The 24,638-nt window shown below is 62.4% G+C and carries 22 protein-coding genes; 8 read left to right on the top strand and 14 right to left on the bottom strand.

What is annotated here, in order from left to right; all coding sequences use genetic code 11:
• Positions 1-4: 4 nt before the first annotated feature.
• From FY112_RS24680 to dnaN, 4 genes are all read right to left on the bottom strand, one after another.
• Complete coding sequence (locus FY112_RS24680; protein ID WP_151519488.1) at positions 5-586, bottom strand: histidine phosphatase family protein; 582 nt, start codon at positions 584-586, stop codon at positions 5-7.
• A 1-nt stretch (position 587) separates the two neighbouring features.
• Positions 588-1,187 carry a phospholipid N-methyltransferase PmtA gene (gene pmtA / locus FY112_RS24675; RefSeq protein WP_151519487.1) on the bottom strand — a complete coding sequence of 200 codons (600 nt, stop codon included), beginning with the start codon at positions 1,185-1,187 and terminating at the stop codon, positions 588-590.
• Between the two features lie 95 nt (positions 1,188-1,282).
• The gene (locus FY112_RS24670) at positions 1,283-2,194 is read right to left on the bottom strand and encodes a DUF72 domain-containing protein (protein ID WP_151519486.1); all 912 of its coding nucleotides are present in this window, start codon (positions 2,192-2,194) and stop codon (positions 1,283-1,285) included.
• Positions 2,195-2,248: 54 nt separating this feature from the next.
• A complete protein-coding gene (gene dnaN / locus FY112_RS24665) occupies positions 2,249-3,367 on the bottom strand; it encodes a DNA polymerase III subunit beta (protein WP_003544738.1) in 1,119 nt (372 codons plus the stop codon).
• 259 nt (positions 3,368-3,626) lie between these two features.
• On the opposite strand from dnaN, the gene rsmI reads away from it, so the two are divergent.
• The 5 genes from rsmI to FY112_RS24640 all read left to right on the top strand — a co-directional run bounded on the left by rsmI (position 3,627) and on the right by FY112_RS24640 (position 8,247).
• Complete coding sequence (gene rsmI / locus FY112_RS24660) at positions 3,627-4,544, top strand: 16S rRNA (cytidine(1402)-2'-O)-methyltransferase (RefSeq protein ID WP_151519485.1); 918 nt, start codon at positions 3,627-3,629, stop codon at positions 4,542-4,544.
• A complete protein-coding gene (locus FY112_RS24655; RefSeq protein ID WP_151519484.1) occupies positions 4,534-4,902 on the top strand; it encodes a YraN family protein in 369 nt (122 codons plus the stop codon). Before rsmI ends, FY112_RS24655 begins: the two co-directional genes overlap by 11 nt.
• Before the next feature lie 116 nt (positions 4,903-5,018).
• Complete coding sequence (locus tag FY112_RS24650; protein ID WP_151519483.1) at positions 5,019-5,522, top strand: cupin domain-containing protein; 504 nt, start codon at positions 5,019-5,021, stop codon at positions 5,520-5,522.
• Positions 5,523-5,607: 85 nt separating this feature from the next.
• Positions 5,608-6,555 (top strand): glutathione synthase, encoded by a 948-nt coding sequence (gene gshB, locus FY112_RS24645; protein WP_151519482.1) that lies wholly within the window; start codon positions 5,608-5,610, stop codon positions 6,553-6,555.
• A gap of 174 nt (positions 6,556-6,729) precedes the next feature.
• Positions 6,730-8,247: a YifB family Mg chelatase-like AAA ATPase gene (locus tag FY112_RS24640; RefSeq protein WP_151519481.1), complete on the top strand. Its 1,518-nt coding sequence runs from the start codon at positions 6,730-6,732 to the stop codon at positions 8,245-8,247.
• 181 nt (positions 8,248-8,428) lie between these two features.
• Here FY112_RS24640 and FY112_RS24635 read toward each other — a convergent pair whose 3' ends face one another.
• The 3 genes from FY112_RS24635 to FY112_RS24625 all read right to left on the bottom strand — a co-directional run bounded on the left by FY112_RS24635 (position 8,429) and on the right by FY112_RS24625 (position 11,525).
• The gene (locus tag FY112_RS24635; RefSeq protein ID WP_151519480.1) at positions 8,429-9,496 is read right to left on the bottom strand and encodes a DUF4037 domain-containing protein; all 1,068 of its coding nucleotides are present in this window, start codon (positions 9,494-9,496) and stop codon (positions 8,429-8,431) included.
• 304 nt (positions 9,497-9,800) lie between these two features.
• Positions 9,801-10,763 (bottom strand): cysteine synthase A, encoded by a 963-nt coding sequence (gene cysK, locus FY112_RS24630; RefSeq protein ID WP_011650142.1) that lies wholly within the window; start codon positions 10,761-10,763, stop codon positions 9,801-9,803.
• 144 nt (positions 10,764-10,907) lie between these two features.
• Entirely contained in the window at positions 10,908-11,525 is a 618-nt protein-coding gene (locus FY112_RS24625; protein ID WP_151519479.1) for a LysE family translocator, read from the bottom strand.
• A 274-nt stretch (positions 11,526-11,799) separates the two neighbouring features.
• Here FY112_RS24625 and FY112_RS24620 point away from each other — a divergent pair, with 274 nt between their 5' ends.
• Positions 11,800-12,318 (top strand): DNA starvation/stationary phase protection protein, encoded by a 519-nt coding sequence (locus FY112_RS24620; RefSeq protein ID WP_094086875.1) that lies wholly within the window; start codon positions 11,800-11,802, stop codon positions 12,316-12,318.
• 80 nt (positions 12,319-12,398) lie between these two features.
• Here FY112_RS24620 and FY112_RS24615 read toward each other — a convergent pair whose 3' ends face one another.
• Entirely contained in the window at positions 12,399-13,313 is a 915-nt protein-coding gene (locus FY112_RS24615) for a DMT family transporter (RefSeq protein ID WP_181018277.1), read from the bottom strand.
• Between the two features lie 99 nt (positions 13,314-13,412).
• Here FY112_RS24615 and FY112_RS24610 point away from each other — a divergent pair, with 99 nt between their 5' ends.
• A complete protein-coding gene (locus tag FY112_RS24610) occupies positions 13,413-13,877 on the top strand; it encodes an Lrp/AsnC family transcriptional regulator (RefSeq protein ID WP_151519477.1) in 465 nt (154 codons plus the stop codon).
• A 6-nt stretch (positions 13,878-13,883) separates the two neighbouring features.
• On the opposite strand, the gene FY112_RS24605 is transcribed toward FY112_RS24610, so the two are convergent.
• Positions 13,884-14,783: a GNAT family N-acetyltransferase gene (locus FY112_RS24605; protein WP_151519476.1), complete on the bottom strand. Its 900-nt coding sequence runs from the start codon at positions 14,781-14,783 to the stop codon at positions 13,884-13,886.
• Positions 14,783-15,253 (bottom strand): dUTP diphosphatase, encoded by a 471-nt coding sequence (dut, locus tag FY112_RS24600; protein ID WP_151519475.1) that lies wholly within the window; start codon positions 15,251-15,253, stop codon positions 14,783-14,785. Before dut ends, FY112_RS24605 begins: the two co-directional genes overlap by 1 nt.
• A 91-nt stretch (positions 15,254-15,344) precedes the next feature.
• On the opposite strand from dut, the gene FY112_RS24595 reads away from it, so the two are divergent.
• Complete coding sequence (locus tag FY112_RS24595) at positions 15,345-16,928, top strand: peptide chain release factor 3 (RefSeq protein ID WP_017990055.1); 1,584 nt, start codon at positions 15,345-15,347, stop codon at positions 16,926-16,928.
• Positions 16,929-17,042: 114 nt separating this feature from the next.
• Here the strand turns inward: FY112_RS24595 and FY112_RS24590 are convergent, their stop codons facing one another.
• The 4 genes from FY112_RS24590 to FY112_RS24575 all read right to left on the bottom strand — a co-directional run.
• Positions 17,043-18,377, bottom strand: coding sequence for an HlyD family type I secretion periplasmic adaptor subunit (locus FY112_RS24590; protein ID WP_017962959.1), 1,335 nt, complete (start codon positions 18,375-18,377; stop codon positions 17,043-17,045).
• Between the two features lie 20 nt (positions 18,378-18,397).
• Positions 18,398-20,122 carry a type I secretion system permease/ATPase gene (locus FY112_RS24585; RefSeq protein WP_131643996.1) on the bottom strand — a complete coding sequence of 575 codons (1,725 nt, stop codon included), beginning with the start codon at positions 20,120-20,122 and terminating at the stop codon, positions 18,398-18,400.
• Between the two features lie 81 nt (positions 20,123-20,203).
• Entirely contained in the window at positions 20,204-23,746 is a 3,543-nt protein-coding gene (locus tag FY112_RS24580) for a DUF5801 repeats-in-toxin domain-containing protein (protein WP_151519474.1), read from the bottom strand.
• Positions 23,747-24,443: 697 nt separating this feature from the next.
• The coding region (locus FY112_RS24575; protein ID WP_246700735.1) for a LysR substrate-binding domain-containing protein at positions 24,444-24,638 on the bottom strand (195 nt) is incomplete at its 5' end.

Genomic DNA, 24,638 nt, shown 5'->3' with positions numbered 1-24,638 from the left:
GAGGTCACCCCTGCCAGTCTTCGATGGGTGTCCAGTCGCATGATAAGCGGCGATCCGCAAGACCGAAAGCATAGAGATTGCCGCCGCCGCCCGGCTGGTCTCGGTCGCGGGAGATCGGCCTGCCCGCCAAATGGCATTTGAGCAGCGTGCCGACGCCGCCATGGCCGACAAAGGCGATCGGCGCCGTCGCATCATGCGTGGCGAGAACGGCGTTCACAGCCTCGACGATGCGGGCCTGCGCATCGATGGCGCGCTCCCAACCCTTGAAGCTCTGCTCCGGATGGGCAAAGAACCAGTTTGCTGCTTCTTCGAATTGCGGCGGCGGCAGGAAGCCGGTGGCCGAGCGGTCGTTCTCGTGCATGCCGTGCACGATCTCGACGGTCACGCCGGAAGCTTTCGCCAGGATTTCGGCCGTCTCGATCGCCTTCGTCTCGTCGCTGGAGACGATGCGCTGCAACTGCCTCGCCCAGCCGCTTTCGGCCGCTTTGCGGGCGCGCGCCGCGCCGACATCGGAAAGCCCCCATTTCGGCACGGGCACGTTGGCGTCGATCCTGACCTGCGGATGGGTGATGTAGATCCCGAACATCTCAGCCGCGCCGATAGAGCCAGAGCTGCGCCGGCGGAATGTTGCGCATGACGAAGTCGAAATGCTGGATGTGGTAGCGGTCGGGATTGGCGGCGATCGGCGAGATCGCGCCGTAGGAAATCTGCACCATCGGCCGGCCGGCCGGCATCCGGTCAAGCAGGCTTTCGAGCAGCGAGATCCGCATCGCCATCGGGAAGTTCAAAAGCGGAATGCCCGAGACGACGGAATCGAACATCTGGTCGCTGAAGTCGCCAAGCGTCTTCTGCAGATCGAAGGCGTCGCCGTTGATGAAGTGCACGCCGGGATAGCTTCGCTTCAGATGTTCGTGGAAATCCGTCGAATATTCGATAGCGACAAGACTTTCCGGGCGGACCCCGCGGCCGAGGATGGCTTTGGTGATGGCGCCCGTGCCGGGCCCCAGTTCGAGCACCGGCAGCCCCGAATTGAGGTCGACGACGCTTGCCATTCGCTTGGCCGTGATCGAGGACGTCGGCACGATCGAGCCCACCGTCTTCGGTCCCTGCATCATACCCCTGAAGAAGCGGATCTCGTCGTCGAACCTCTTCCCGAACCGCTCTTTCACCTTGACCCGTAAGCGCATTCTCCACCCATCCGCATGTTGATCGAATGCCTTAATATGCCGTTTGTCGCTTAAGGGACAAGGTTTTTCGCAACAAGAACATCGGCATCAACAGCTCATGCGGCTTGCGACGCCGGATGGGGCATGAGATCGGCAAGCCTTTCGCTCAAATGATCGGCGTCGATAGGGGCGCGCAGCTTCACGTCGGTATTGTCGAAATAGAGATAGACGTCGCGGCCCTTGGTTCGCGCGGGTACAGGCGCCAGCACTCTCGGCGCATTCTCAGGTTCCCCGCCGCTTGCCCAGGCGCGGATACGTTGCGCCCATATGTCGAGCGCTTCGTCCTCGTAGCCGCTGACATAGAGCTTTTCCGAGCCATGCAGGCGGCAATAGATGAAATCGGCGGTGATATCCATCAGCAGCGGCCATTTCACCGTATCGGCGCAGACGAGAGCGACCTTGTGGCGCCTCAGCATCTCGATGAAGGCGGGTGAGCGGAAGCTCTCATGGCGGATCTCCAGCGCATGCCGGATCGGCTGATGCCCGTCGCATGTAAGCCAGGCCGGTCCCTTGATATGCCAGTCGTGCCGTTTCGCCAGTGCTATTGCCGCGTCGCGGGTGTGCGGCAGCAGCGACAAAAAGCTTTCAAAAAGCGATGGGTCGAAGACCATGTTCGGCGGGAATTGCCAGAGGATCGGCCCGAGCTTGGGGCCGAGCCGCAGCAGGCCGGAGGCGAGGAAATTGGCGAGCGCCGTCTGGATATCCTGCAGCCGCAGCATATGGGTGATGAAGCGCGGTCCCTTGACCGCGAAGACGAAATCATCCGGCGTCTCGTCGCGCCAGCGGCCGAAGCTTTCGGGCCGCTGCAAACCGTAGAAAGTGCCGTTGATCTCGATCGACCGGAAGTGCCGGGCGGCATAAGAAAGTTCCTGCTTCTGCGGCAGGTCCTTTGGGTAGAATTGGCCGCGCCAAGGCGCATAGGTCCAGCCGGATATGCCGATGCGCACCGCTCCCGTCTTTTTGGTCATGGGATCCTCCATTTTGACAGGAGGAAAAACGGCAATGGGCGGCCTTCGTTCCGCTCAGACGCGCATCGGCATCAGCACGTAGAGGGCATCGTCGCCCGCCGTGTCGCGGATCAGCGTCGGCGAGCCGGCATCGGCAAGCAGGAAGATCGCTTCCTCGCCGGAAAGCTGGGCGGTGATGTCGAGCAAGTATTTGGCGTTGAAGCCGATTTCCATCGCATCCGTGTCGTAGCCGACGGCAACTTCTTCCGTCGCGCTGCCGGAATCGGGATTGTTGACGGTCAGCATCAGCTGCCCCTCGGAAAGCGCCAGCTTGACGGCGCGTCCGCGCTCGGAAGAGATGGTCGAGACGCGGTCGACGGCCTGTGCGAAACTCGTGCAGTCGACCCGCATTTCCTTGTCGTTGCCGGTGGGGATGACGCGCTGATAATCCGGGAAGGTGCCGTCGATCAGTTTCGAGGTCATGACGATCGAGCCGATGGTCAGGCGGATCTTGGCGTCCGAGACCTCGACGGTCACCATCACCTCGGGATTGTCGACCAGCTTCTGCAGCTCGCCGACCGTCTTGCGCGGAATGATGATGCCGGGCATGCCCTCGGAGCCGGAGGGCGCGTCGACATCGGCGCGCGCCAGCCGGTGGCCGTCGGTCGCAACCGCCCTCAGCTTCAGCTGGCCGTTGCTCTCGATCGTGTGGAAGAAGATGCCGTTGAGATAATAACGCGTCTCTTCCGTCGAAATCGCGAACTGGGTGCGGTCGATCAACATCTTCAGATCGGCCGCCTTCAGCTTGAAGGAGTGCGTGAAGGTGCCGGCTGTGAGATCAGGGAAGTCCGATTCCGGCAGGCACTGCAGTGAGAATTTCGAGCGGCCGGACTGCACGGTCATCGCGCCGCCATCCGGGCTGGTGGCAAGCAGCACTTCCGAGCCGTCGGAAAGCTTGCGCACGATGTCGTAGAGAAGATGCGCGGGAACGGTGGTGGCGCCGGGCTGCTCGACGCTAGCAGGTGTCGCCTCGGTGATTTCGAGGTCGAGGTCGGTCGCCTTCATATCGAGCTTCTGGCCGTCGGCTTTGAGCAATACGTTGGACAGGATCGGGATCGTGTTGCGGCGTTCGACCACGCGGTGGACGTGGTTCAGCGATTTCAACAGGTTTGACCGCTCAATAGTAATACGCATGGGATGCTACCGCTTTCGACCGTGACTGTCCGGGCGCGTCGAGCACCCGAAGAATGCTGTCCCGGCTTGAGGCCGGGGGAGTGGACGGGCAAAATGGCAGACTTCAGCATTGCTTTGCAAGAGGCATGGACGCCCGCACCCCTGCATTTGCGGTTTTCCAGAGGAATGCTCACAGAAATCCGAACCCTTGCCGAAGCGGTGCGGCTCGCCCATAAGGGTTCGATGCCGGCGACGAGCCGGCGGGACGAAAGCAAATGGCATGAATGAGGAAACCACAACGGACGCCGCCAGCCGGCGAAGCTTCCGCCTGCACAATGCAACGGTGCCGGCGCGGCCGCTGGAGCCGGCGCTCTATCTCGTCGCCACCCCCATCGGCAATCTCGGCGACATCACGCTGCGGGCGCTGGAAACGCTGGCCGGCGCCGATGTGCTTGCCTGCGAGGATACGCGCGTCACCCGCGTGCTGCTCGACCGCTACGGCATCCAGAACCGCCCCTTTGCCTATCATGAGCATAATGCCGACGAGGCTGGCCCAAGGCTGCTGCAGGCGCTCGAAGCCGGGCGCTCGGTGGCGCTGGTTTCCGATGCCGGCACGCCGCTGGTCTCCGATCCCGGCTATCGGCTGGCGCAACAGGCGATAGCGGCAGGTTACCGCGTCATCCCCATTCCCGGCGCCTCCGCACCGCTGGCCGCCCTTGTCGGCTCCGGCCTGCCGAACGATGCCTTTCTTTTCGCCGGTTTCCTGCCCGCCAAGGACAAGGCCCGTCGCGACCGTCTCGGTGAACTTGCCGCGGCCCCCGCGACGCTGATCTTCTTTGAATCGCCGCATCGCATCGGCGCAACGCTTCTGGCCGCCGCCGATGTGCTCGGCGGCGCTCGGCCCGCCTCCGTCTGCCGCGAGCTGACCAAGACCTTTGAGGAGTTCCGCCGCGGCACGCTTGCCGACCTCGCAGCGCATTATCAGCAGGTGGAAAACGTCAAGGGCGAGATCGTCCTCGTGATCGGCCCGCCGGAGCCGGTCGAGACGGATGAGGCCGATGTCGAAGCCATGCTGGCCGACCTGTCGAAGTCAATGCCGACGGCAGGCGCCGCGACCGAGGCCGCCCGCCTCACCGGCCTGCCGCGCAAGCTGCTCTATCAGCGCCTGCTGGAGATCAAGAACGCCGATGGGCGATAGTGATCTCACCACCATCAGGAGGAAGGCGCTGCGCCGGGGCCGCATGTCGGAATATGTCGCGGCCGCCTTCCTGATGCTGAAGGGCTATCGCATCCTGGCGCTGCGCCACCGCACCAAGCTTGGCGAGATCGACATCATCGCCCGCAAGGGCGATCTCGCCGTCTTCGTCGAGGTCAAGGCCCGCCATGGCGAGGCCGCGGCGGTCGATGCCGTCTCTGTCGCCGCGCAGAAGCGCATACGGGCAGCAAGCGATCTCTGGCTCGCCCGCCAGAGGGATCAGGCCCACCTTTCCCAGCGTTATGATATCGTCGCGATCATGCCGGGCCGGCTGCCGCGGCATTTTATTGACGCTTTCTGAGCCCCTTTCGACCCATCGGATTTCCGGATCGTTAAACTTTTAGTCCCCGCTTGAACCAGGTCCTTACGACTCTCTGCTATCCCGTCTCGGCAGGGATAACAATTGGGGGTTGTTTCATGGCCTGGAAGCTGATGCTTGCAAGTGCGGTCGCCATGGCCGCGCGCTCGGTGCCGTATGCCGTGGCGAAGCCGGCCGGAAAGTCCTTCGTCGCGCATGCGAGCGATCTGCTGCCGCTGAAATCCACGCCGATCAATCCGGACTGGATCGTCAGCGGCAATCCGCAGGCCCGCACCGCCGAACATTCGCGCGGCCATGACGAGGCCTCGCTGACGGCGATCTGGGATTGCACGGCGGGCGAATTCCGCTGGTATTTCGGCTGGGACGAGACGGTGATGATCCTCGAAGGCGAGGTCCATATCACTGCCGAGGACGGCACCGAACGAACGCTCTGCGCCGGCGACGTCGCCTTTTTCGCCGGAGGAACCTGGGCGAGCTGGCGGGTCGACAATTACGTCCGCAAGGTCGCCTTCCTGCGCAAGCCCTTCCCGAAGCCCTTGGCCATCGCCTACCGCCTCCGCAACATGCTGCGCAACAACGGCAACCAGGGCATCGCTGCCTGAAAACTGCGACCGGAAGCCCTTGATTGACCGTTGCGTTTGATATCTGGCCGACCTACATCTGTCCGGCATTCAGCGAGGGATGGAAATGGCCAAGATCACCAATGTAGCGGTCCAGATGGACCATGTCGCCGGCATCAATATCGCAGGTGATTCCACCTTCGCCATGAGCCTGGAAGCCCAAGTGCGCGGCTACAAGCTGTTCCATTATACCCCCGAGCGCCTGAGCTTTCGCGACGGCAAGCTTTATGCCAGCGTCGAGCCGATGGTACTGCGCGACGTCAAGGGCGATCACTATGAGCTTGGCGCGCCCGAGCGCGTCGATCTCGCGACAATGGATGTCGTGCTGCTGCGCCAGGACCCGCCCTTCGACATGGCCTATATCACCTCGACGCATCTGCTCGAGCGCATCCACCCGAAGACGCTCGTCGTCAACGATCCGGCCTGGGTGCGCAATTCGCCGGAAAAAATCTTCGTCACCGAATTCTCCGACCTGATGCCGAAGACGCTGATCACCAAGGATGCCGCCGAGATCCGCCGCTTCCGCGACGAGATGGGCGATATCATCCTGAAGCCGCTCTACGGCAATGGCGGCGCCGGCGTCTTCCATTCGACCCGCGACGACCGCAACCTCTCATCGCTGCTGGAAATGTTCGGCCAGCTCTTCCGCGAGCCCTTCATCGCCCAGCAATATCTGCCTGACGTGCGCAAGGGCGATAAACGCATCATCCTGGTCGACGGCGAATTCGCCGGGGCCATCAACCGGGTTCCCGCCGAGCACGACAGCCGCTCCAACATGCATGTCGGCGGCCGCGCCGAGGCGACCGAACTGACGCCGCGCGAACAGGAAATCTGCGCCCGCATCGGCCCGGCGCTGAGGGAACGCGGCTTTCTGCTCGTCGGCATCGATGTGATCGGCGATTATATGACCGAGATCAACGTCACCTCGCCCACCGGCATCCGCGAGGTCAAGAAGTTCGGCGGCGCCGATATCGCAGCCCTGCTTTGGGACGCGATCGAGCGCAAGCGCGGCTGAGCCTGCCCATGACCGTTTGGTCCCGCGACCGAGCACAACCAAGGTCACAGCGGATGCCTGACTATGTTCTTTGATTGTTCTTGTTTTATTCCGGCTTCCATGCCAGATTGCAACCGCTAGCCTTCAAGGTTCGGCGGGCGGTATGGTAGAGTTTGCGGGACAAGGGATGGGCATATGGTCGCGCGTGTCAGTACGGTGGCATTTCAGGGTATCGAAGGTGTGCCGGTCGAGGTCCAGGTCATGGTCGCTCCCGGCAAGGTCGGCATGCAGATCGTCGGTCTGCCCGACAAGGCGGTTGCCGAAAGCCGCGAGCGCGTGCAGGCGGCCCTCCACGCCTCCGGCCTGGCGCTGCCGGCCAAGCGCGTGACGGTCAATCTGGCGCCGGCCGACCTGCCGAAGGAAGGCTCGCATTTCGACCTGCCGATCGCCCTTGCCCTGATGGTCGCCCTCGGCGCCATTCCCGCCGATGCCCTGTCGGATTTTGTCGTCGTCGGCGGCACGATCGCCGCCATATCAGGCGCGCTGCCGGCCGCGATCGGCGCCAATGCACTCGGCAAGGGGCTGATCTGCCCGGCCGAAAGCGGCGCCGAAGCCGCCTGGGCCGGCGCCGATGTCGATATTCTCGCCCCCCGCAGCCTGATCGCCCTTGCCAATCATTTCCGTGGCACGCAGGTCCTATCCCGGCCGGAAGCGTCGATCCGCGCCAATGCCGCAAACCTGCCGGATCTTGCCGAGATCAAGGGCCAGGAAAGCGCCAAGCGCGCGCTCGAGGTGGCCGCGGCCGGCGGCCATAACCTTTTGATGGTCGGTCCTCCCGGCTCCGGCAAGTCGATGCTGGCGGCTAGGCTCCCGTCGATCCTGCCGCCGCTTTCGGCCGCCGAACTACTCGAGGTGTCGATGGTTCATTCGATTGCCGGCCAACTCTCCGGCGGCAAGCTTTCCGATCGCCGGCCCTTCCGTACCCCGCATCATTCCGCCACCATGGCAGCCCTTGTCGGCGGCGGCCTGCGCGCCCGTCCGGGCGAAGCCTCGCTTGCCCATCACGGCGTGCTGTTTCTCGACGAGTTTCCCGAATTCACGCCGCAGGCGCTCGATGCGCTGCGCCAGCCGCTCGAAGGCGGCGAATGCGTCATTGCGCGCGCCAATCACCGCGTCTCCTATCCGGCGAAATTCCAGCTGATCGCGGCGATGAACCCTTGCCGCTGCGGCATGGCGGGTGAGCCGGGCCACACCTGCGCCCGCGGCCCGCGCTGCATGAGCGATTACCAAGCCCGCATCTCCGGCCCGCTGATGGACCGCATCGACATCCGCATCGACGTGCCGGCCGTCTCCGCCGCCGATCTCATCCGGCCGATGGCCGCCGAAACCAGCGCCGACGTCGCCCGCCGCGTCGCCCGCGCCCGCGAAATCCAGCAGGAGCGCTTCGAAAGCACCGGCGCAAAGGGCATCGGCACCAATGCCCGCTGCTCGACCGCGATGATCGAGAAACTGGCCGAGCCCGATGCCAGCGGCCTGCAGCTGCTGCGCGACGCCGCCGAAAAGATGAAATTCTCCGCCCGCGGTTACCACCGCGTGCTGAAGGTCGCCCGCACCCTTGCCGATCTCGACGGCAAGCCGACCGTCGGCCGCATCCATCTCGCCGAAGCTATCTCCTACAGGATCGCGGGGGAGAGACTGACTGCCGCGGCGTAAGAGGCGCGAAGCGCTCGACAGTTTGTTGGCAAAGCTCGTCCTTTACTCGGCATTGTGCCTGACATCTGCCGGATATCAATCGGTTGCAGATGCTCGGGACAAGCCCGAGCATGACGAAAGAGAAGTTGGCGCCAATGAGTTCAGCAGGACTGAATGACACGCTTTCCGAATGACGGAGCGGTCAGCTGTCCAACTGGCTCATCATCCTTTGAGAGAGCTTGGCGTCCTCAAGCAGGGGCGTGAGGTCGCTGATCTGATCCAAAGAGCCGACAATCGGCAGCTGTTTGATCCACGCATCGGTTATCGCTGAATGCGCGGCCTCTACCGCATCGTCAGCGTTGATGGTCGTAAATGGCCGGTCATGATATGGACCCACGATTGGCTCGAAAGAGGCGACGCCAATCGCATTTTGCCTGCGCGCGAGTTCCTGGTAAGCCGAAGCGAGCGCATCCTCTCGTTCCGCCCATTCACTCGAATATAAGGCCCGCTGCAGGTGAGGCGAGAGGGGCTCTGCGATGGGAAGCCTGGCAAAGCCACTGCCGAGCCATTTTGAATAGGGGGCGTAACGTCGCTCGAGCAGGAACCCCATTCTCATTACGTCCCGCACCAGCCGCGCGGCGATGACTCGCGAACCCAGGTCGTCTCCAACTTGTCCTGCGCGACCGACAAATGCCTGCTCCTCAGCGATGCGCCGCCACTGACACGCAATCTTGTAGAGCCACACATCGTCTGGGAAATACCTCAGGCGATCACGGGTCTGGCTCAAGCGGCTATCGTCATCGTGAAAAACGGCGCCTGATGTGAAGGCGAGAAGCTTTTGCTCTGCGAAGCCCAGCCATTGAAGAGCGTTGAGGTTTTCGACCGACCGAACGGCGAAGTGGCCTTCCAATAGCGCTTCGAGCGTATGAAACTCCAGTCCGTGTTCAGACGCTCCTGCCGCCTCGACGCCATTTGCCGGCGGATGTGGTCGGCTGCGCCAGCCAATAGGCTCCCCAAGATAGTCAGCCGGCGCAACTTTGGAAAATTCATCGACCAGTCGCCGTGCACAATTGCCGAAGTCGTCTCGGCCCAGGAAGATGTGGACGCGTGGCCCCCAGTTGTGGTCCTTGGAAACGTCATCGTCAAAACCGAGTAGCTCCGAGCCATAGCCGATCAGTGCTGCGGAATAGCGGAGCTCTGGCGCAACCTCATTCAGCCAGGGCCGAACGATATCGGTATAGAAACCTCGTGATAACTGGATCCCCTGCATGACGTCTCACCGTAGTCTTGATGCCATCACGATTGGAACAAAGCCGCCTCAGAGGGCCAACCGAAAATGGCCGTCGTCGAAGGCGCCTCGACAGTTTATCCGCAGCCACGTTCTCTACTCGGCGTCATCCTCGGCCTTGTGCCGAGGATCTGCTACATATCAACCGGCTGCAGATGCTCGGGACACGCCCGAGCATGACGAAAGAGGAGCTGGGCCGACTCCATCAGCAGTCTGAGGTGGGCGCCGAAGCGCCCCGATATTCTGCGAACTTGAATGACCGGGGAAGCCCCGGCCAAAGCCAGCCTCAGCTCCCTAGACCCTCGAACAGCGCCGTCGAGAGATAGCGCTCGGCGAAGGAGGGGATGATGATGACGATGTTCTTGCCGGCGTTCTCGGGACGGATGCCGACCTTGATTGCGGCGGTCAGGGCCGCACCCGAGGAGATGCCGACAGGCACGCCTTCGAGCCTGGCGACGAGGCGTGCCTGTTCGAAGGCCTCGTCGTTGGTCACGGTGACGACCTCGTCATAGATGCCGGTATCGAGGATCTTCGGCGCGAAGCCGGCGCCGATGCCCTGGATCTTGTGCGGGCCGGGATTGCCGCCGGAGAGGATCGGCGAATCGGCCGGCTCGACGGCGATGATCTTGATTTCGGGCTTGCGGCTCTTCAGCACCTGCCCAACGCCAGTGATCGTGCCGCCGGTGCCGATGCCGGAGACGACGATATCCACCGTGCCGTCGGTATCGTTCCAGATTTCCTCGGCCGTCGTCTTGCGGTGGATCTCGGGATTATCAGGATTTTCGAACTGCTGCGGAATGACGGCATCGTCAAGTGATGAGGCCAGTTCCTCGGCCTTGGCGATGGCGCCCTTCATGCCCTTCGGTCCCTCGGTCAGCACCAGCTCGGCGCCGAGCAGCGCCAGCATCTTGCGGCGCTCGACCGACATTGTTTCCGGCATGGTGAGGATCAGCCGGTAACCCTTGGCGGCGGCGGCAAAGGCGAGCGCGATGCCTGTATTGCCGGAGGTCGGCTCGATCAGCACCGTCTTGCCGGGAGTGATCTTGCCCTGGGCTTCAAGGCCCTCGATCATCGCGACGCCGATGCGGTCCTTGACCGAGGCGATCGGGTTGAAGAATTCGAGCTTGCCGATCAGGTTCGCCACGACGCCTTTTTCCCGCGCCAGCTTGTCGAAGCGCACGAGCGGCGTGTCGCCGATGGTCTCGGTGATCGAGGAATAGATGCGGCCGCGGCCGGGCTTGTGCGACATGGGTGCCTCCCTTTGAAATCCTGTCTCTGAAATCGAGGAGGAGAATAGGGTCAAAGGCCGGTCTAGGCCAGCCCGTGTTCATCCCGGGGAGGCGGCCCTCGAAGAAAAAAACCTTTGAAAACCGTTTCTTGCCGAATGTTTATTTCAGGCCGCCCGCGTGGCGATGAAGGCTGCCGTGCCGGCGAGGATGCCGGCAGCAACCCGGTTCAGCGCCTGCAAGGCCCGCGGCTGCTTCAGCATCGTGCGGGCTCGCGAGGCAAGCAGCATATAGGGCACGAGCACGACGATCAGCACGACGAAGGTGGTGGTGAGCAGGAGCGCATAGTCGCGCAGGCCGATATTGCCGATATCGATCAGCGTCGGCACCAGGGCGACATAGAAGAGCATCGTCTTCGGATTGCCGAGCGTCACCAGCAGGCCGGAGAGGAAGGATAGGCCGATATTGGCGGATTTCCGCGCCGCGATATCCTGCGGCAACAGCCCCGCCGTCCAGAGTTTCCAGGCGATGTAGCCGAGATAGAGGACGCCGGCGATCTTGATTGTTATGAACACCTCGGTGAAGGTTTGCGCCACGAAGGCAAGGCCGAGAATGACCGCTGTCAGATAGATCATGTCGCCGAGCACCAGGCCGAGACCCATGAAGAAGGTCTCGCGGAAATTCGAGCCGAGCGCGCGTGCGACGATCGCGGTGATCCCGGGTCCCGGAATGGCCGCGGCGATGAACAGCGCTCCGGCATAGGTCAGCAAGGCGGCAAGGCTCATGGCGTGCTCCCTTCTTTTCCCCGCTGTTTTATATCCGGTGCCTGCAACCATCAATCCGCCAGCGTTGATGGATCCATCAGCGGCGAAAATGCTTCGCCAGACCGGAAAGAATGCCTGGCCGCCGCCTGCCATGACCTTGAAGAACCGCGAGCCTCCCGTATCTCTTGCGGGGAAGATCTCAGACGGGCACCCATCGTCCACTCGTCTTCATCAGAATGTCATCGCCGCCCTGTCAGGTCCCCAATATTGCTTCGTCACCCCAAGGAGAAAACGGATGTCCCCCACACAGGCCGAGAAGACCAGACTTGCGCCCCTGAAGACGCCTTCGGATCTGCCGACCAATGCCATCACCGACATTTCGGCAGCACTCACCGCACTGCTTGCCGATGTCTTTGCGCTCTATCTCAAGACCAAGAATTTCCACTGGCACATGTCCGGCCCGCATTTTCGCGATTATCATCTGCTGCTCGACGAACAGGCCGAGCAGATATTCGCCATGACCGACGACATTGCCGAGCGTGCCCGTAAGATCGGCGGCACGACGCTGCGCTCCATCGGCCAGATCGCCCGCCAGCAGCGCATTTCGGACAATGACGCGGATTTCGTCACGCCCGAGGACATGTTGTCGGAACTGCGCGAGGACAATGCTCAGCTCGTTTCGCTGCTGCGCGAGGTGCATGATCTCTGCGACGAGCATAATGATGTCGCGAGCGCCAGCCTGATCGAGAACTGGATCGACGAGGCCGAGCGCCGCACCTGGTTCCTGTTTGAAACGACGCGCGGGCAGAAATAATATCGGCATATCCCGGGCGTGCTCGCCATGCCCAGGCGTGCTCGCCATGCCCAGGCGTGCTTGCCACGCCCGCCCGGTTCTCAGCTCTCGAGCGCCCGCGGCCGCAGCCACCGCGGCGTCCAGCCGAGATTCATGCCGGCGGCGGCAAGCAGGATGATCGCCGCACCTAATATCTGCATCGGCTGCAGCGCATGGCCGAAGGCCAGCCGATCGACGAGGATCGCCGCGATCGGATAGATGAAGGACAGAGCACCTGTGAGATGTGTCGGCAGCCTCTGGATCGCGCCGTAGAGCAGCACATACATCAGCCCGGTATGGACGACACCGACGGTAACGAGGATCGCCCAGCCCCTGACATCCCCCGGCGGATGGGAAAAGTCCGTCATCGGTGCCAGCATCAGCATGCCGGTTGCGACCTGGATGAGCGCGATCAGATGCGGCGGCGTGCCCTTCAGCCATTTCGCGGCAAGGGCTGCAAGCGCATAGAAGAAGGCAGCACCGAGCGCCATCAGGATACCGAGGCCGTAGCCGTCGAACGCATCGCCGCCCGCACCGGGTTTTGCCTGGACGATCGCCACCATGCCGGCGAAGGCGAGCGCCAGCCAGAACAGCTTGGCCGCGGTGATCTTCTCGCCGAGAAAGAGCGCGCCGAGCGCCAGCAGCATGAAGGGCTGGGTGTTATAGACAGTCGTCGCGATCGAAATCGTCGCATGCGAATAGGAGGCAAACAGCAGCAGCCAGTTCAAGACGATGGCGATGCCGCCGAAAATCGCGATGCCGAAGGCGCGCAGCGTGATGATGCCGGGCCGCAGCAGCCCGAGAGCGCCGCAGATGACAAGCAAGGTGAGCGCGCCGAACAGGCAGCGCCAGAAGACCACGCCGCTGACAGGCTGGCCCGACATGACGACGAACCAGCCGATCGTCCCCGAGATCAGCATCGCTGCCGTCATTTCCGCCGTGCCTCGTCTGATGTCGCTGCCCATGATTGCCTCCATTTCGGTGACATAACAATATTGCAGCGATGGACGATTTTATATAAGGATAAAAAGGAGAATGATTGATATTGCCTAATCATGCTAGGAGAATAGATCGCTGTGGCTAATGATGTGCAATCGCTCGACGACATCGATCAGGCCATTCTGGAGGCGCTGGCCGGCAATGCGCGGATCTCGCTGAAGGAGCTGGCACAGCAGGTCGGCCTCTCTTCGCCGAGTGCTGCCGAGCGCCTGCGCCGGCTGGAGGAGCGCGGCGTCATCAAGGCCTTCACCATCGACCTCGATCCTGCCGCCGTCGGTTATCCCCTGCAGGCGATCGTGCGCGTGCGTCCGCTGCCCGGGCAGTTGCACATCGTCGAGCGCATTATCCAGGAAATTCCCGAAATCATCGAATGCGACAAGGTAACGGGTGATGATTGTTTTATCGCCCGCCTGGTCATCCGCTCGATGGCGGACCTCGACGGCATCTTGGACCGCGTTGCCGAAAGGGCGGAGACCAACACCGCCATGATCAAAGCCTCGCCCGTCAAGCGCCGGCTGCCGCCGCTTTCACGGCGGAAATAGGGGGATCTAGAATTCCGCCATCGGCGACAGCATCGCCGGAAAATCCGGGGTGGCGTCGCCGAGCCCGCGCAGCATCAGCCTCGTGCCGCTTTCCAACGATTGTGGAACACCCTCCCAGCCGAGCTTGTCGGGACGGAAAAGCGCCTCGACGGAGGTGGGGGCGATCTTAAGCCCGCTAATGATCACGGCAAGCGACGGCATATCAGCCGCCACGACATCGAGAAGGCAGAAGCGGCCCGCCTCATCGATCTTCCAGGCGATCACCGCCTGTTTGTCTTCGAGGAAGCTGATCCGGACATCGGGATCGAGCTGGGTGTTGATCAGAAACATCGCCGCATTGACTGTGACCGCCAGCGAGGTCGAAACCGGACTTCGTCTTTTCAGCAGCGCTTGCAGTAGGGCAAGATCATCCGCGTTTGTCGGCAAAAGCGGACGGGCGGGTGCGGCAGAAGCCGAAGGGGCGGGTGCCACTCCCTCGTATCGATGCAGCGGTATCGTGTGGAAACCATAGGGCTCGTAAAGCGACGGCTTGTCGGTATAGAGGATGACGGCTTCAAAACCCTGCCGATCGCACCAATCGAGCGCTCTCACGGTCACGTCGCGATAGAGGCCGCGGCCGCGCCATGGCGGCCGCACTGCGCCCGATTGCAACCCGGCGGCATGGACGATCCTGCCATTGAGGACGAAGGGCAGCGCAAAGGCGGAGATATTGGCCGCAAGCTTACCTTCGGCATCAAACCAGCCGAAGGGCATGCTGGTGGAATCAGGTCCGCCAAGCTGCTGTAGCGGCCCGATATCGATGCCGAAAATATCCCTAAGCAGACAGACCAGCGCCGCCCAGCCGGCAGGGTCGCCGAAATAGTCCTGCCGGAAGGTCAGGCCAGCACTATCGAGGCGCTCTGCCATCAGACGCCGGTGGAGCCGAAGCCGCCTGCGCCTCGTGTCGTTTCGCTGGCCGCGGTGATCTCGGCCACCCGTGCCTGGGTCACCGGTGCGATCACCATCTGGGCGATGCGCATGCCGCGCGAGATGATGAAGGGCTCGTCGCCGAGATTGATCAGCAGCACCTTCACCTCGCCGCGATAGTCGCTGTCGACAGTGCCTGGCGAATTCAGGCAGGTGATGCCGTTTTTGAAGGCCAGGCCGGAACGCGGCCGCACCTGTCCCTCGAAACCTTCGGGGATCTCGAAGATGAAGCCGGTCGGCACCAGCGCCCGCTTGCCGGGCAGAAGTGTCAGCGGTGCTGCCTCGTCGACGGCAGCGCGCAGGTCCATGCCGGCCGCCCCCTTGCTTTCATAGCTGGGCAGGTCGAGGCCTTCGCCATTGGCCAAGCGGATGAGGTTCAGCGTCGGGCTGAGATCGTGATGAATGGTCATGGCCCATTACTTTGCGCCCGAAGGCCCGAGGTCAATTGCATTGCCGGGCTTTAATCGCTAGATACGCGGCAATTCCACAGGATTCACACGCATGGCCGAAAGTCTCGCCGAGGCGGTCTCCCGCCGCCGCACATTCGCTATTATCGCCCACCCGGACGCGGGTAAGACGACGCTCACCGAAAAGCTGCTGCTGTTCGGCGGCGCCATTCAGCTTGCCGGCGAAGTCAAGGCGAAGAAGGATCGCATGCAGACGCGCTCCGACTGGATGAAGATCGAGCGCGAGCGCGGCATCTCCGTCGTCACCTCGGTGATGACCTTCGAATATAACGATAATGTCTTCAACATCCTCGACACACCTGGCCACGAGGATTTCGCCGACGACACCTATCGCACGCTGACGGCGGTCGACGCCGCCGTCATGGTCATCGATGCCGCCAAGGGCATCGAGCCGCGGACGCTGAAGCTTTTCGAAGTCTGCCGCATGCGCGATATCCCGATCATCACCTTCATCAACAAGATGGACCGCGAAAGCCGCGATCCCTTCGAGATCCTCGACGAGGTGGAAGAGAAGCTGGCGCTGGATACCGCGCCGATCACATGGCCGATCGGCCGCTCCAAGACCTTTTGCGGCTCGTATAATATCGCCGCCAACACGGTGCGCGGTTCGGACACCGAAATCGAGGGTACGCCGGTCAACGGCCCGCAAAGCGTGGCCGGCAGGCTGCCGGAAAACGAGCGCCAGGTCTTCATCGAGGAGACGGAGCTGGCGATCGAGGCCTGCCGTCCCTTCGACCGCGAAGCCTTCCTCGAAGGCCATATGACGCCGGTCTTTTTCGGCTCGGCGCTGCGCAATTACGGCGTTCGCGATCTCATCAACGCGCTCGGCGATTTCGCGCCGCCGCCGCGTGACCAGGTCGCCGACACCAGGACCGTGCACGCGACCGACGACAAGATGACGGCCTTCGTCTTCAAGATCCAGGCCAACATGGACCCCAACCACCGCGACCGCATCGCCTTTGCCCGCATCTGCTCCGGCAAGCTCGAGCGCGGCATGAAGGCAAGGCTTGCCCGCACCGGCAAACAGCTCGGCCTGACGGCGCCGCAATTCTTCTTCGCCTCGCAGCGCCAGCTCGCCGACACCGCCTATGCCGGCGACGTCGTCGGCATTCCGAACCACGGCACGCTCCGGATCGGCGATACACTGACCGAGGGTGAATCGCTGGTCTTCCAGGGTGTACCGAACTTCTCGCCGGAAATCCTGCGCCGCGTGCGCCTGGAAGACGCGATGAAGGCGAAGAAGCTGAAGGAAGCCCTGCAGCAGATGGCCGAAGAAGGCGTCGTCCAGCTGTTTTCGCCGGAAGACGGCTCGCCGGCGATCGTCGGCGTCGTCGGCGCCCTGCAGCTCGACGTCTTGAAGGAGCGGCTGATGGCCGAATACGGCCTGCCGGTCTCCTTCGAAATGTCGCGTTTCTCCGTCTGCCGCTGGATCTCGGCCGAGCAGCCGGCCGATCTGGAAAAATTCCTCACCGTCAAACGCGGCGATATCGCCCGCGATCTCGATGGTGACCCGGTCTTCCTCGCCCAGGACGGCTTCTCGCTGCGTTACGAGTCAGAGCGCCATCCGGCAATCAAGATGGTCGCGATCAAGGAATATCACGCCGCCAAGGCGGCGTGATACTTAAGCCCCGAATGCTGTGGTGAGGCTCGCTGGTAAGCGGTCGCTGCGGCATTGACATTTGCGCGTCATCGAGCCCAGTCAGGCAGCGAAAAAGCCGTTGGGGGCCTGCGGCTATTTTTCCCGCATCGCTCGGCGGAAGTTCTGGGCGATCGGCTCAGCCAGATATGAAAGCACGGTGCGAGCACCCGTCCGGATCATCGTTTCGCTCGACATGCCGGGCATCAGCTTGCGGCCCTCCAGCTTGGCGAGTTCGCTCTTGTCGATCACCACGGTCGCGGCGAAATAAGGTGCACCGCTGCGCTCCTCCGTCATCCGGTCAGCCGACACGACCTCCACGACGCCGTCGAGCGGCGGGAGGCTGTAGCGGGCGAAGGCCGGGAAACTGACGCGCGCGAGCTGTCCGGGGGCGATCGTTTCGACGTCCTCCGGCCTGACCATGGCCTCGACCACGAGTTGCTGTCCGAGCGGCACGACGGTCATCAGTGTCTCGCCGGGTTTTACGACACCACCCGCCGTGTGGACCTTCAGGTCCATGACGATGCCGTCAACGGGGGCGACGACATTGGTACGGGCAAGCACGTCCTTGGCGGAACGCTCCTCCTGTCTGAGGTCGAACAACTCCGCCTCGACCTTGCTCAACTCTTCGACAGCCTCGTTCAGCCGCACCGTGCCGAGGTTCAAGATCTGCATGTCGATCTCGGCCATGGCGCTTTTGGCGCGAGCGATGGCCGCAACGTTGGTGGCGCGCTCCCCCTCGATCTCCCGCTGTTGCCGCCTGAGCATCAGGTTCCGCTCGCGCGTGACCAGCCCACGCTTGATCAGGCTTTCAAGGTCTTTGGTTTCGCCCTCGAGTGCTTCGATCTGCTTGTCCTCGGTGACGATAAGCCCCTCCAGTCCCGTTATCTCTTCCTCGGTCTGGTGACGGCGCTGGCTGAGAATTTCCCGCTCGTCCTTCAGGTTGTCGTGCTTCGCGGCGAACACGTCACGCTGTGAGGCCACCGCGTCCTTTGCGGCTTTGTCGCGGTTTGCAAGCAATGCCGGATCAAACTCGATCTCGGCCTTGCCGTCACGCTCAGCCCTGAGACGAGCGGCAAGCGACTCACGCGTTGCTATCCGGTTCTGGATCAGGTCAAGCCTCGCCTTTGCCGGTGTGTTGTCGAGCTGGATGAGGACCTTGCCCGCCTTGACGATATCACCGTTGGCGGCGTGCAGCTCTGCGATGATGCCGCCCTCGAGGTGCTGGATGAGCTTGCGGTCGCCGGCAACCTTGATCACGCCCGGTGCCACGGCGGCGCTATCCAATGGTGCAAGCGTCGCCCAGCCCCCCGCCATGCCGAAGAACAGGAACATGATCGCGAAGCCGGTGAACGTCACGCCGGTGAGACGCAGGGGGACCGGTGCGGCGGGCGGCGAAACGGGTAGCGGAACGACCTTCATATCCTGCATGTCTGTTTTCTTTTCCTGGCTTATTTCGCCACTATGGTCGGCATCTGGCTAACCTTGCGGGCGCGCGCGGCGAGCTCATTGAAGACATAGTCGCGTGGACCGAAGAGGTCCTGTTGGCCCCGGTTGAGGATCAATATCTTGTCAACCGTCTCCATGATGTTCGGTCGGTGCGCGATCAGGATGACAGTCGTGCCTGTCGCCTTGACCGTGCTGAGCGCGGCGATCAATGCCTCCTCACCCTCGCGGTCGAGGTTGGAATTGGGCTCGTCCAGGATAATGAGGGCCGGGTCGCCGTAGAGTGCTCGCGCCAACCCGATGCGTTGGCGCTGTCCGCCTGATAGGACCGCGCCGGATTCGCCGATCTCTGTGAGGTAACCTTTCGGCAGTCCTTTGATCAGTTCGTGAACTCCCGCCAGCTGTGCGGCCTTGACCACCTTGTCGAAGACCACTGGGCTGAGCTTTGCGAAGCGGCAGATGTTTTCGGAGACGGTACCGGCGAAGAGCTCGATGTCTTGCGGCAGGTAACCGACATAATGGCCACGATCTTCCGCCGCCCATTGGGCAACGTCCATGCCATCAAGCAACGCGCGCCCTCCAGATGGACGCCAGGCACCGGCCAGTATTCGCGCCAGGCTGGTCTTGCCGGCCGCGCTCGGGCCAATCAGCGCCATTGCTTCACCCGGCTCGAGGTGGAAGTTGATCCCTTTCAGGATAGGCTCGCCGCCCTGTCGGGCAAGCACAAGGTTCTCGGCCTCAAACCTGCCTTTCGGTCGTGGTAGTGGCAGAACCGGTGTGGCCTCCGGATGCTGCCCGGCGACTGCGGCGAGGCGCCGGTAGGCGGCGCGTGCTCCGACCGTCGCCTTCCATGTGCCGATCGCTTGCTCGACCGGGGACAATGCGCGGCCCATCAGGATCGAGGCGGAGATCATGATCCCGGGGGAAGCTTCGTTGCGAAGGACGAGATAAGCCCCAAGGCCCAGTATGGCCATTTGCAGGGCCAGCCGGTGACAACGCGCGATGGCAGCGATCACGCCGCCCCGGTTGGCGGCAAGAACTTGTCCCTCATTTGCCTCGTCTTGCTGCGCCTTCCAGCCCACCAGCAACGGCTTCAACATGCCCATCGCCTGGACGACCTCGGCGTTGCGGATCGCCGCCTCAGCCTGGACGTATGCCCGCGACTGTGCGCTTGCGGCCTCGGCCAACGGCTTGCGTGTGAGGTATTCATTGAGCAACGCCAGCGCAAACAGGACGATCCCGCCGCACAGCGCCAACCAACCCAGCCAAGGGTGCATGAAAAATATGGCGCCGAAAAATAGCGGCGCCCAGGGCGCGTCGAGGATCGGGAAGATGCTCGGGCTGGTGAAGAAGTTCCGGACTTGATCAAGGTCTCGCAGCGGACGGGCGTTGGCCTGGCCGGGCGCTGAGGCGGCATATTCGACCGATGCGGTCAGGAGAACGGGTGCCAACCGCGCGTTCATCCACGATCCGACGGTTGCCAGAAGACGCCCGCGCACCACCTCCAGAGCCGCCATCGTCGCGAGTGCCGCTGCCGCCATCAGCGACAGCATCACCAACGTCTCCAAGCTGTGGCTGGACAATACGCGGTGGTAGACTTGGAGCATGTAAAACGCCCCGGTCAGCATCAGCACGTTGATGCCACCGCTGAACCAGATCATCGGCCCAATGGCGCGTCTGGCCTCCTTCATCACCACCTGCAGGGCAGGGGGCTGTTGCTTTGGTTTCATCATTATGTCTCGGGTGTACGAGGTTACACAGCGTGCAAAGAAGTCCGGGGGCAGCCTCGGCTGCCCCCGTTTGGTCACGTGTCAGGCGACGTCAACAAGGATGTGCTGCATCGCTGTCTGATCGCCATCGGCGTCCTCCACCTGGAAGGCGAAGTCGAGGTTGGCGTTCGGCGTCTCGGTCACGGTCGAGGTGAAACCGATGTCGGTGATCTTCAGCACGTCATTATCGGTGGCGTCGAAGTTTACCAGACCGCCGGTCGCATTGCTGCCGCCATTGGCGCCGGTCGCCTTCACCAGGTCGATCGCCGTATTGTTGCCGGTGATTCCGTTGCCGGACTGCATGATCTGCGCCCCCTGCAGTACGTAGTCTTCGCCGGCGGCGTTGTAGTCGTTCTGCTCGACGATCACGAGGCCGTCATTGTTGTCGAGCGTGAACTCGCCGTTGTATGGGGCCGGCACCTGACCTGCCTTGTAGATGTCGGCATTCGACACGTACATGGCCCGGGTGATCGTCGCGTTGTCGTCCGCGGTGCCGGCGATATTGTCGGCGCCGTTCTTGTCGATCAAGTTGAGGATCAGCATCAGGTCCTCGCTGTTGCCGATGCCGTCGAACTTGATGGCCATCGTGCCGGCGGTCGCCGTCGGGGTCGTGGCCTCGTTGGCGATGCCGACATTGCTGTTGAAGAACCGCAGGGTCAGCAGTTCGTCTTTCTGGATCGTATCGCCGGCGACACCGTTGGTGCTCTGCGTTGCAGACACCCAGGTTTCATTGTTGTTGCCGACCATCTCGTGACCACCGATGGTGAAGGTGGAGTCGGCGGATGACCCCTCGCCATTGTTCGTCAAGCGGAACGGGTTGGCTCTGTTGATCGCGTTGCCCGTGAATTGCACGTAGAAGTCTTCATCGTGAGGCGTGTTCGCGTCATCCGCCTGCAACCGTTCCACCACGATCTGCGGGTGGCCGGTATTGCCCGTGGGCTCCTTGGACAAGAGCTCGTTGGTGTGGAGCACGTCGAAGCTGAAGCCTTCGAGCGGGTCGGTCAGGTTGACGGTATAGCTGTCGGCGGCCTTGTCGAAGACGAGGGTGCCGCCCGCCGTGCCCGCCTGGACGCCGGCTGCCGGATCCTTGTCATAGGTGAAGGTGAAGTTGAACGTCGCGGAGGTGAGGCTCTCTGACGCCAACGTCACATTCGAGGTGACGAGATTGCCGCCGCCGCCACCGGTGATCGTGCCGGTCAGTCCGATCTGGACACCGGGCGTCACGCCATCTTGGTCGACAAAGTCAGAACCGCCACCGGTGTAGAAAGCCGCCGGGTGGACATCCGCGCCAATATTGTAGCCGAAGGCGCCGCTGGCCGAGGCGTTGAGCACGTTGGCCAGGGTTTCGTGCTGGATGCCTGTGAGGGCCGGGTTGCCGTCAAACGGCACCGTGATCGTCGGCCCGTCATCCTGGAAGTAGAGGCTCTGGCCGATAGAGCGGGTGGAGGTTGCCTGATCGCCGTCGCCATCGGTGATGGTTGCGGTCAGGGTGATGTCGGCGGCCGCCAGGGTGGTGATGTCGTCCGGGTCGTTGGCATCGGCATGGACGACCGCCCTTGCCTGGTCCAGGGTGATGACGCCGGCAGCGCTGACGCTGACGGTGAAGACGACCGGACCGCCAGCTCCGGCGCGGCCGACCACGCTGCCGCCTTCCAGGAAGAGCAGGACGGACTGGCCGGTTTCGGTATCGGTAAGACCGCTGACATTGTTGTTCGGGTTGATGCCGAGTGCATAGGTGATTCCGTTGCCAACGCCATCGGCCCCGGGGAAGGCGACGAAGGCGGCCCCGAGGGCGCTGACATTGGTCGTCAGGTCGGTCTCGTCGACGATCAGTGGAAGCGGGCCGCCTTTTATCCCGATTATCGGCGCGTCATCCTCGAAGTTGAGGTTCTGGCCGATATTGTGGGTGGCTGCGGCGTGATCGCCGTCGCCGTCGGTGATGGTCGCGGTCAGGGTGACGAGGTCGGCGGCGGCCAGAGTGATGCTGTCGTCCGGGTCGCTGACATCGGCATGGACCACGGCCCGCGCCTGGTCGAGGCTGACGAGGCCGGCAGCGGTGACGCTGACGGTGAAGACGACCGGGCCCCCGGCTCCGGCGCGGCCAACGACATTACCGCCTTCGACGAAGAGCAGAACGGACTGGCCGGTTGCGGTGTCGGTGAGGCCGCTGACATTGGTGACCTGGCTGATGCCGAGCGCATAGGTGATGGCGCCGCCGTCGGCCCCCGCATTCGCGGTGAAGAAGGTCGCGAAGTCGCCGCTGGCATTGGTGGTCAGGTTGGTTTCGTCGACCGTCAGTTGCGGCGGGCTGCCAGTTACCGCGATCGTCGGCCCGTCGTCGTCGAAGTTGATGAAGGAGCCAACCTCTTCATTGTAAGCGTTGCTTACCTCGCCGCCATAGTGCACCTCTTTGACATCGAAAAAGTCTTTTTCGGTGTCGATATTCCTGATGGTGAAGCGATCGAATGTTCCGCCAGTTCCGCCTGCGGTCGTGAAGTCGATCGTCACGCCCTCGCCGACATTCTCGAGGATCAGTCCGGTGCCGGCCAGATTGACCGTGATGCCGAGCTCAGCGGCTGTTTTTGTCACACCGTTCAGCTTGAAGGTCACGCCGGTGATGTTGATCTCGGCATCGTTGTCGTCAGTGGGGAAGTCAGCGCCTTCAACATTGTCGTCATTATTATAGGCGTGGATCTCGATGTCGGCGACGGTGCTGGTCGGCGTCGACTGCGAGATCGAGAAGCCGGCGGTGGAGACGTTCTCGAGGTGGGTGCCGTAGTCGGGCGCGGTTGGCGTGTTGGTGAAATCCTTGCCGGCGCTCTGGGTGCCGCCGGTGATCAGGTCGATCTGGAGCTCACGGCCGAAGCGTACGTCTTGCGATGCGACACCCAGGCCTTGGGTGCTGACGTTGACTTCCGCCTGCACGCCATTGTCGTGAGCCGTGACGAGGATCTTCTGGGGGCTGGCTGCGTCGGCGTCGAGAATATACCAGTTGTTATGTCCGGACGGGGCGTCGCCAAGCTGGCTGAAATTGACCACCGAGGTTCCGCTGACCGAGGCGAACACCTTGTTCGTCAGATCGATGCGGTCGTCCGCATTGGTCGCATCCGTATGGAACAACGGCACGTACTGGACCGTGTACAGGTCCGCAGCGGCGCCACTGCCGATCAGCGCTAGCGAGAAGGCGAGCGGCCCGGTTTCAACGGGCTCGGTGAGCGGGTTAGAGGTGCCGATGACGCCGATCACCACATTTGGACGTGTCGGGTCCTGGAACAGCCAGACATAATTGCCGTCAACGGTGCGAACGCCGCTGTTGACGCCGACCGTGGTGGAGAACGGGGTCCCGGAGGCGTTCTGGGTGAGAACGACCGAGGTGATGGTTTCCCCGGCGCTCGCCGAGGCCACGACGAAATTGCTCTGGTAGGCGACCTCCGGTGAGGTCAGCCCGCCGGTAACGTCAAGACCTAACAAATATTGCAGCGTGGTATTGGCGTTGTGCGGCGGTGTGGCAGGGTTGATATCGTCGTCGGTCAGACCGGTGGTCTCGTCGATGATGATGTCCTGGGTGGTGATGTCGAGTGCCATGGAATTTCTCCTTCGGTTCGGGCGTTTATGCGGGATACAGGCCTCAGATGCTGAAGTGCATCCGCATGGGCCTACCCCTTTGGGCACTGAATTTGCGGCTCTCGATCGACGACCATCGTGTCGTCGATAGAGAGCGGTAGTCCATCTCGGTTGGAGGGGTATTAAGCCTAAAGAACCAAACGCTTTAAGACTAAAGTCCGTATCTGGGGCTACATAAAAACAACTCCAAAGCTCTTTTTTAGAGATCTGCAAGAAAGAGTTGTTAAAGTTCCGATATGGCTGTTGAAGGCGATGTTAACCCCTCGCGCCCCTCGCGCGAACTATTCATCAATATTATGCATACTACAAATTCGTCTATTATGCACTTAGTCACTTCGAGCTACAATGTTAAGCTGTATTGAACTGCATTGCGGGCTTTCTGTCTGCTCGTGGACGAATACATCGCATTTCGCATTTTACTGAGTACTGGCAGGAGACTCGGATCGTCGAAAAAATTGAGGCGGTGGTTGTGATGAGAACAGGCTAAAGCCGGGCCGGAAGCACGAGCGAGCGCGACTTGCAGTCTCGCCGGAAGACGCCTCGCCGGCGATCCTCGGCCCCTGCAGCTTGACGTGCTGAAGGAGCGGTTGATAGCCGAATACGGCCTGTCTCCTTCGAAATGTCGCGTTTCTCCGTCTGCTGCGCTATGGGCGGAGCGTTATCCGGCAAGCCGCTCCGCCAGGAAGTCGACGACGGCGCGCACCGCCGGCAGCTGGCCGCGCCGGTGCGGCATCAGGATGGTCGTCTCGATGCTGCCCGCCGTCCATTCCGGCAGCACCCGCACCAGCCACCCGTCGGCCAGCGCCTTGCGGCAGACGGATGTCGGCAGGCAGGTAATGCCGAACCCCGACAT

The organism is Rhizobium sp. PEPV16 (genome assembly GCF_008919455.1).
Lineage (GTDB): Bacteria > Pseudomonadota > Alphaproteobacteria > Rhizobiales > Rhizobiaceae > Rhizobium > Rhizobium leguminosarum_Q.
Note: the sequence above shows the minus strand (reverse complement) of the source record. Positions and strands in the feature narration are given on the sequence as shown.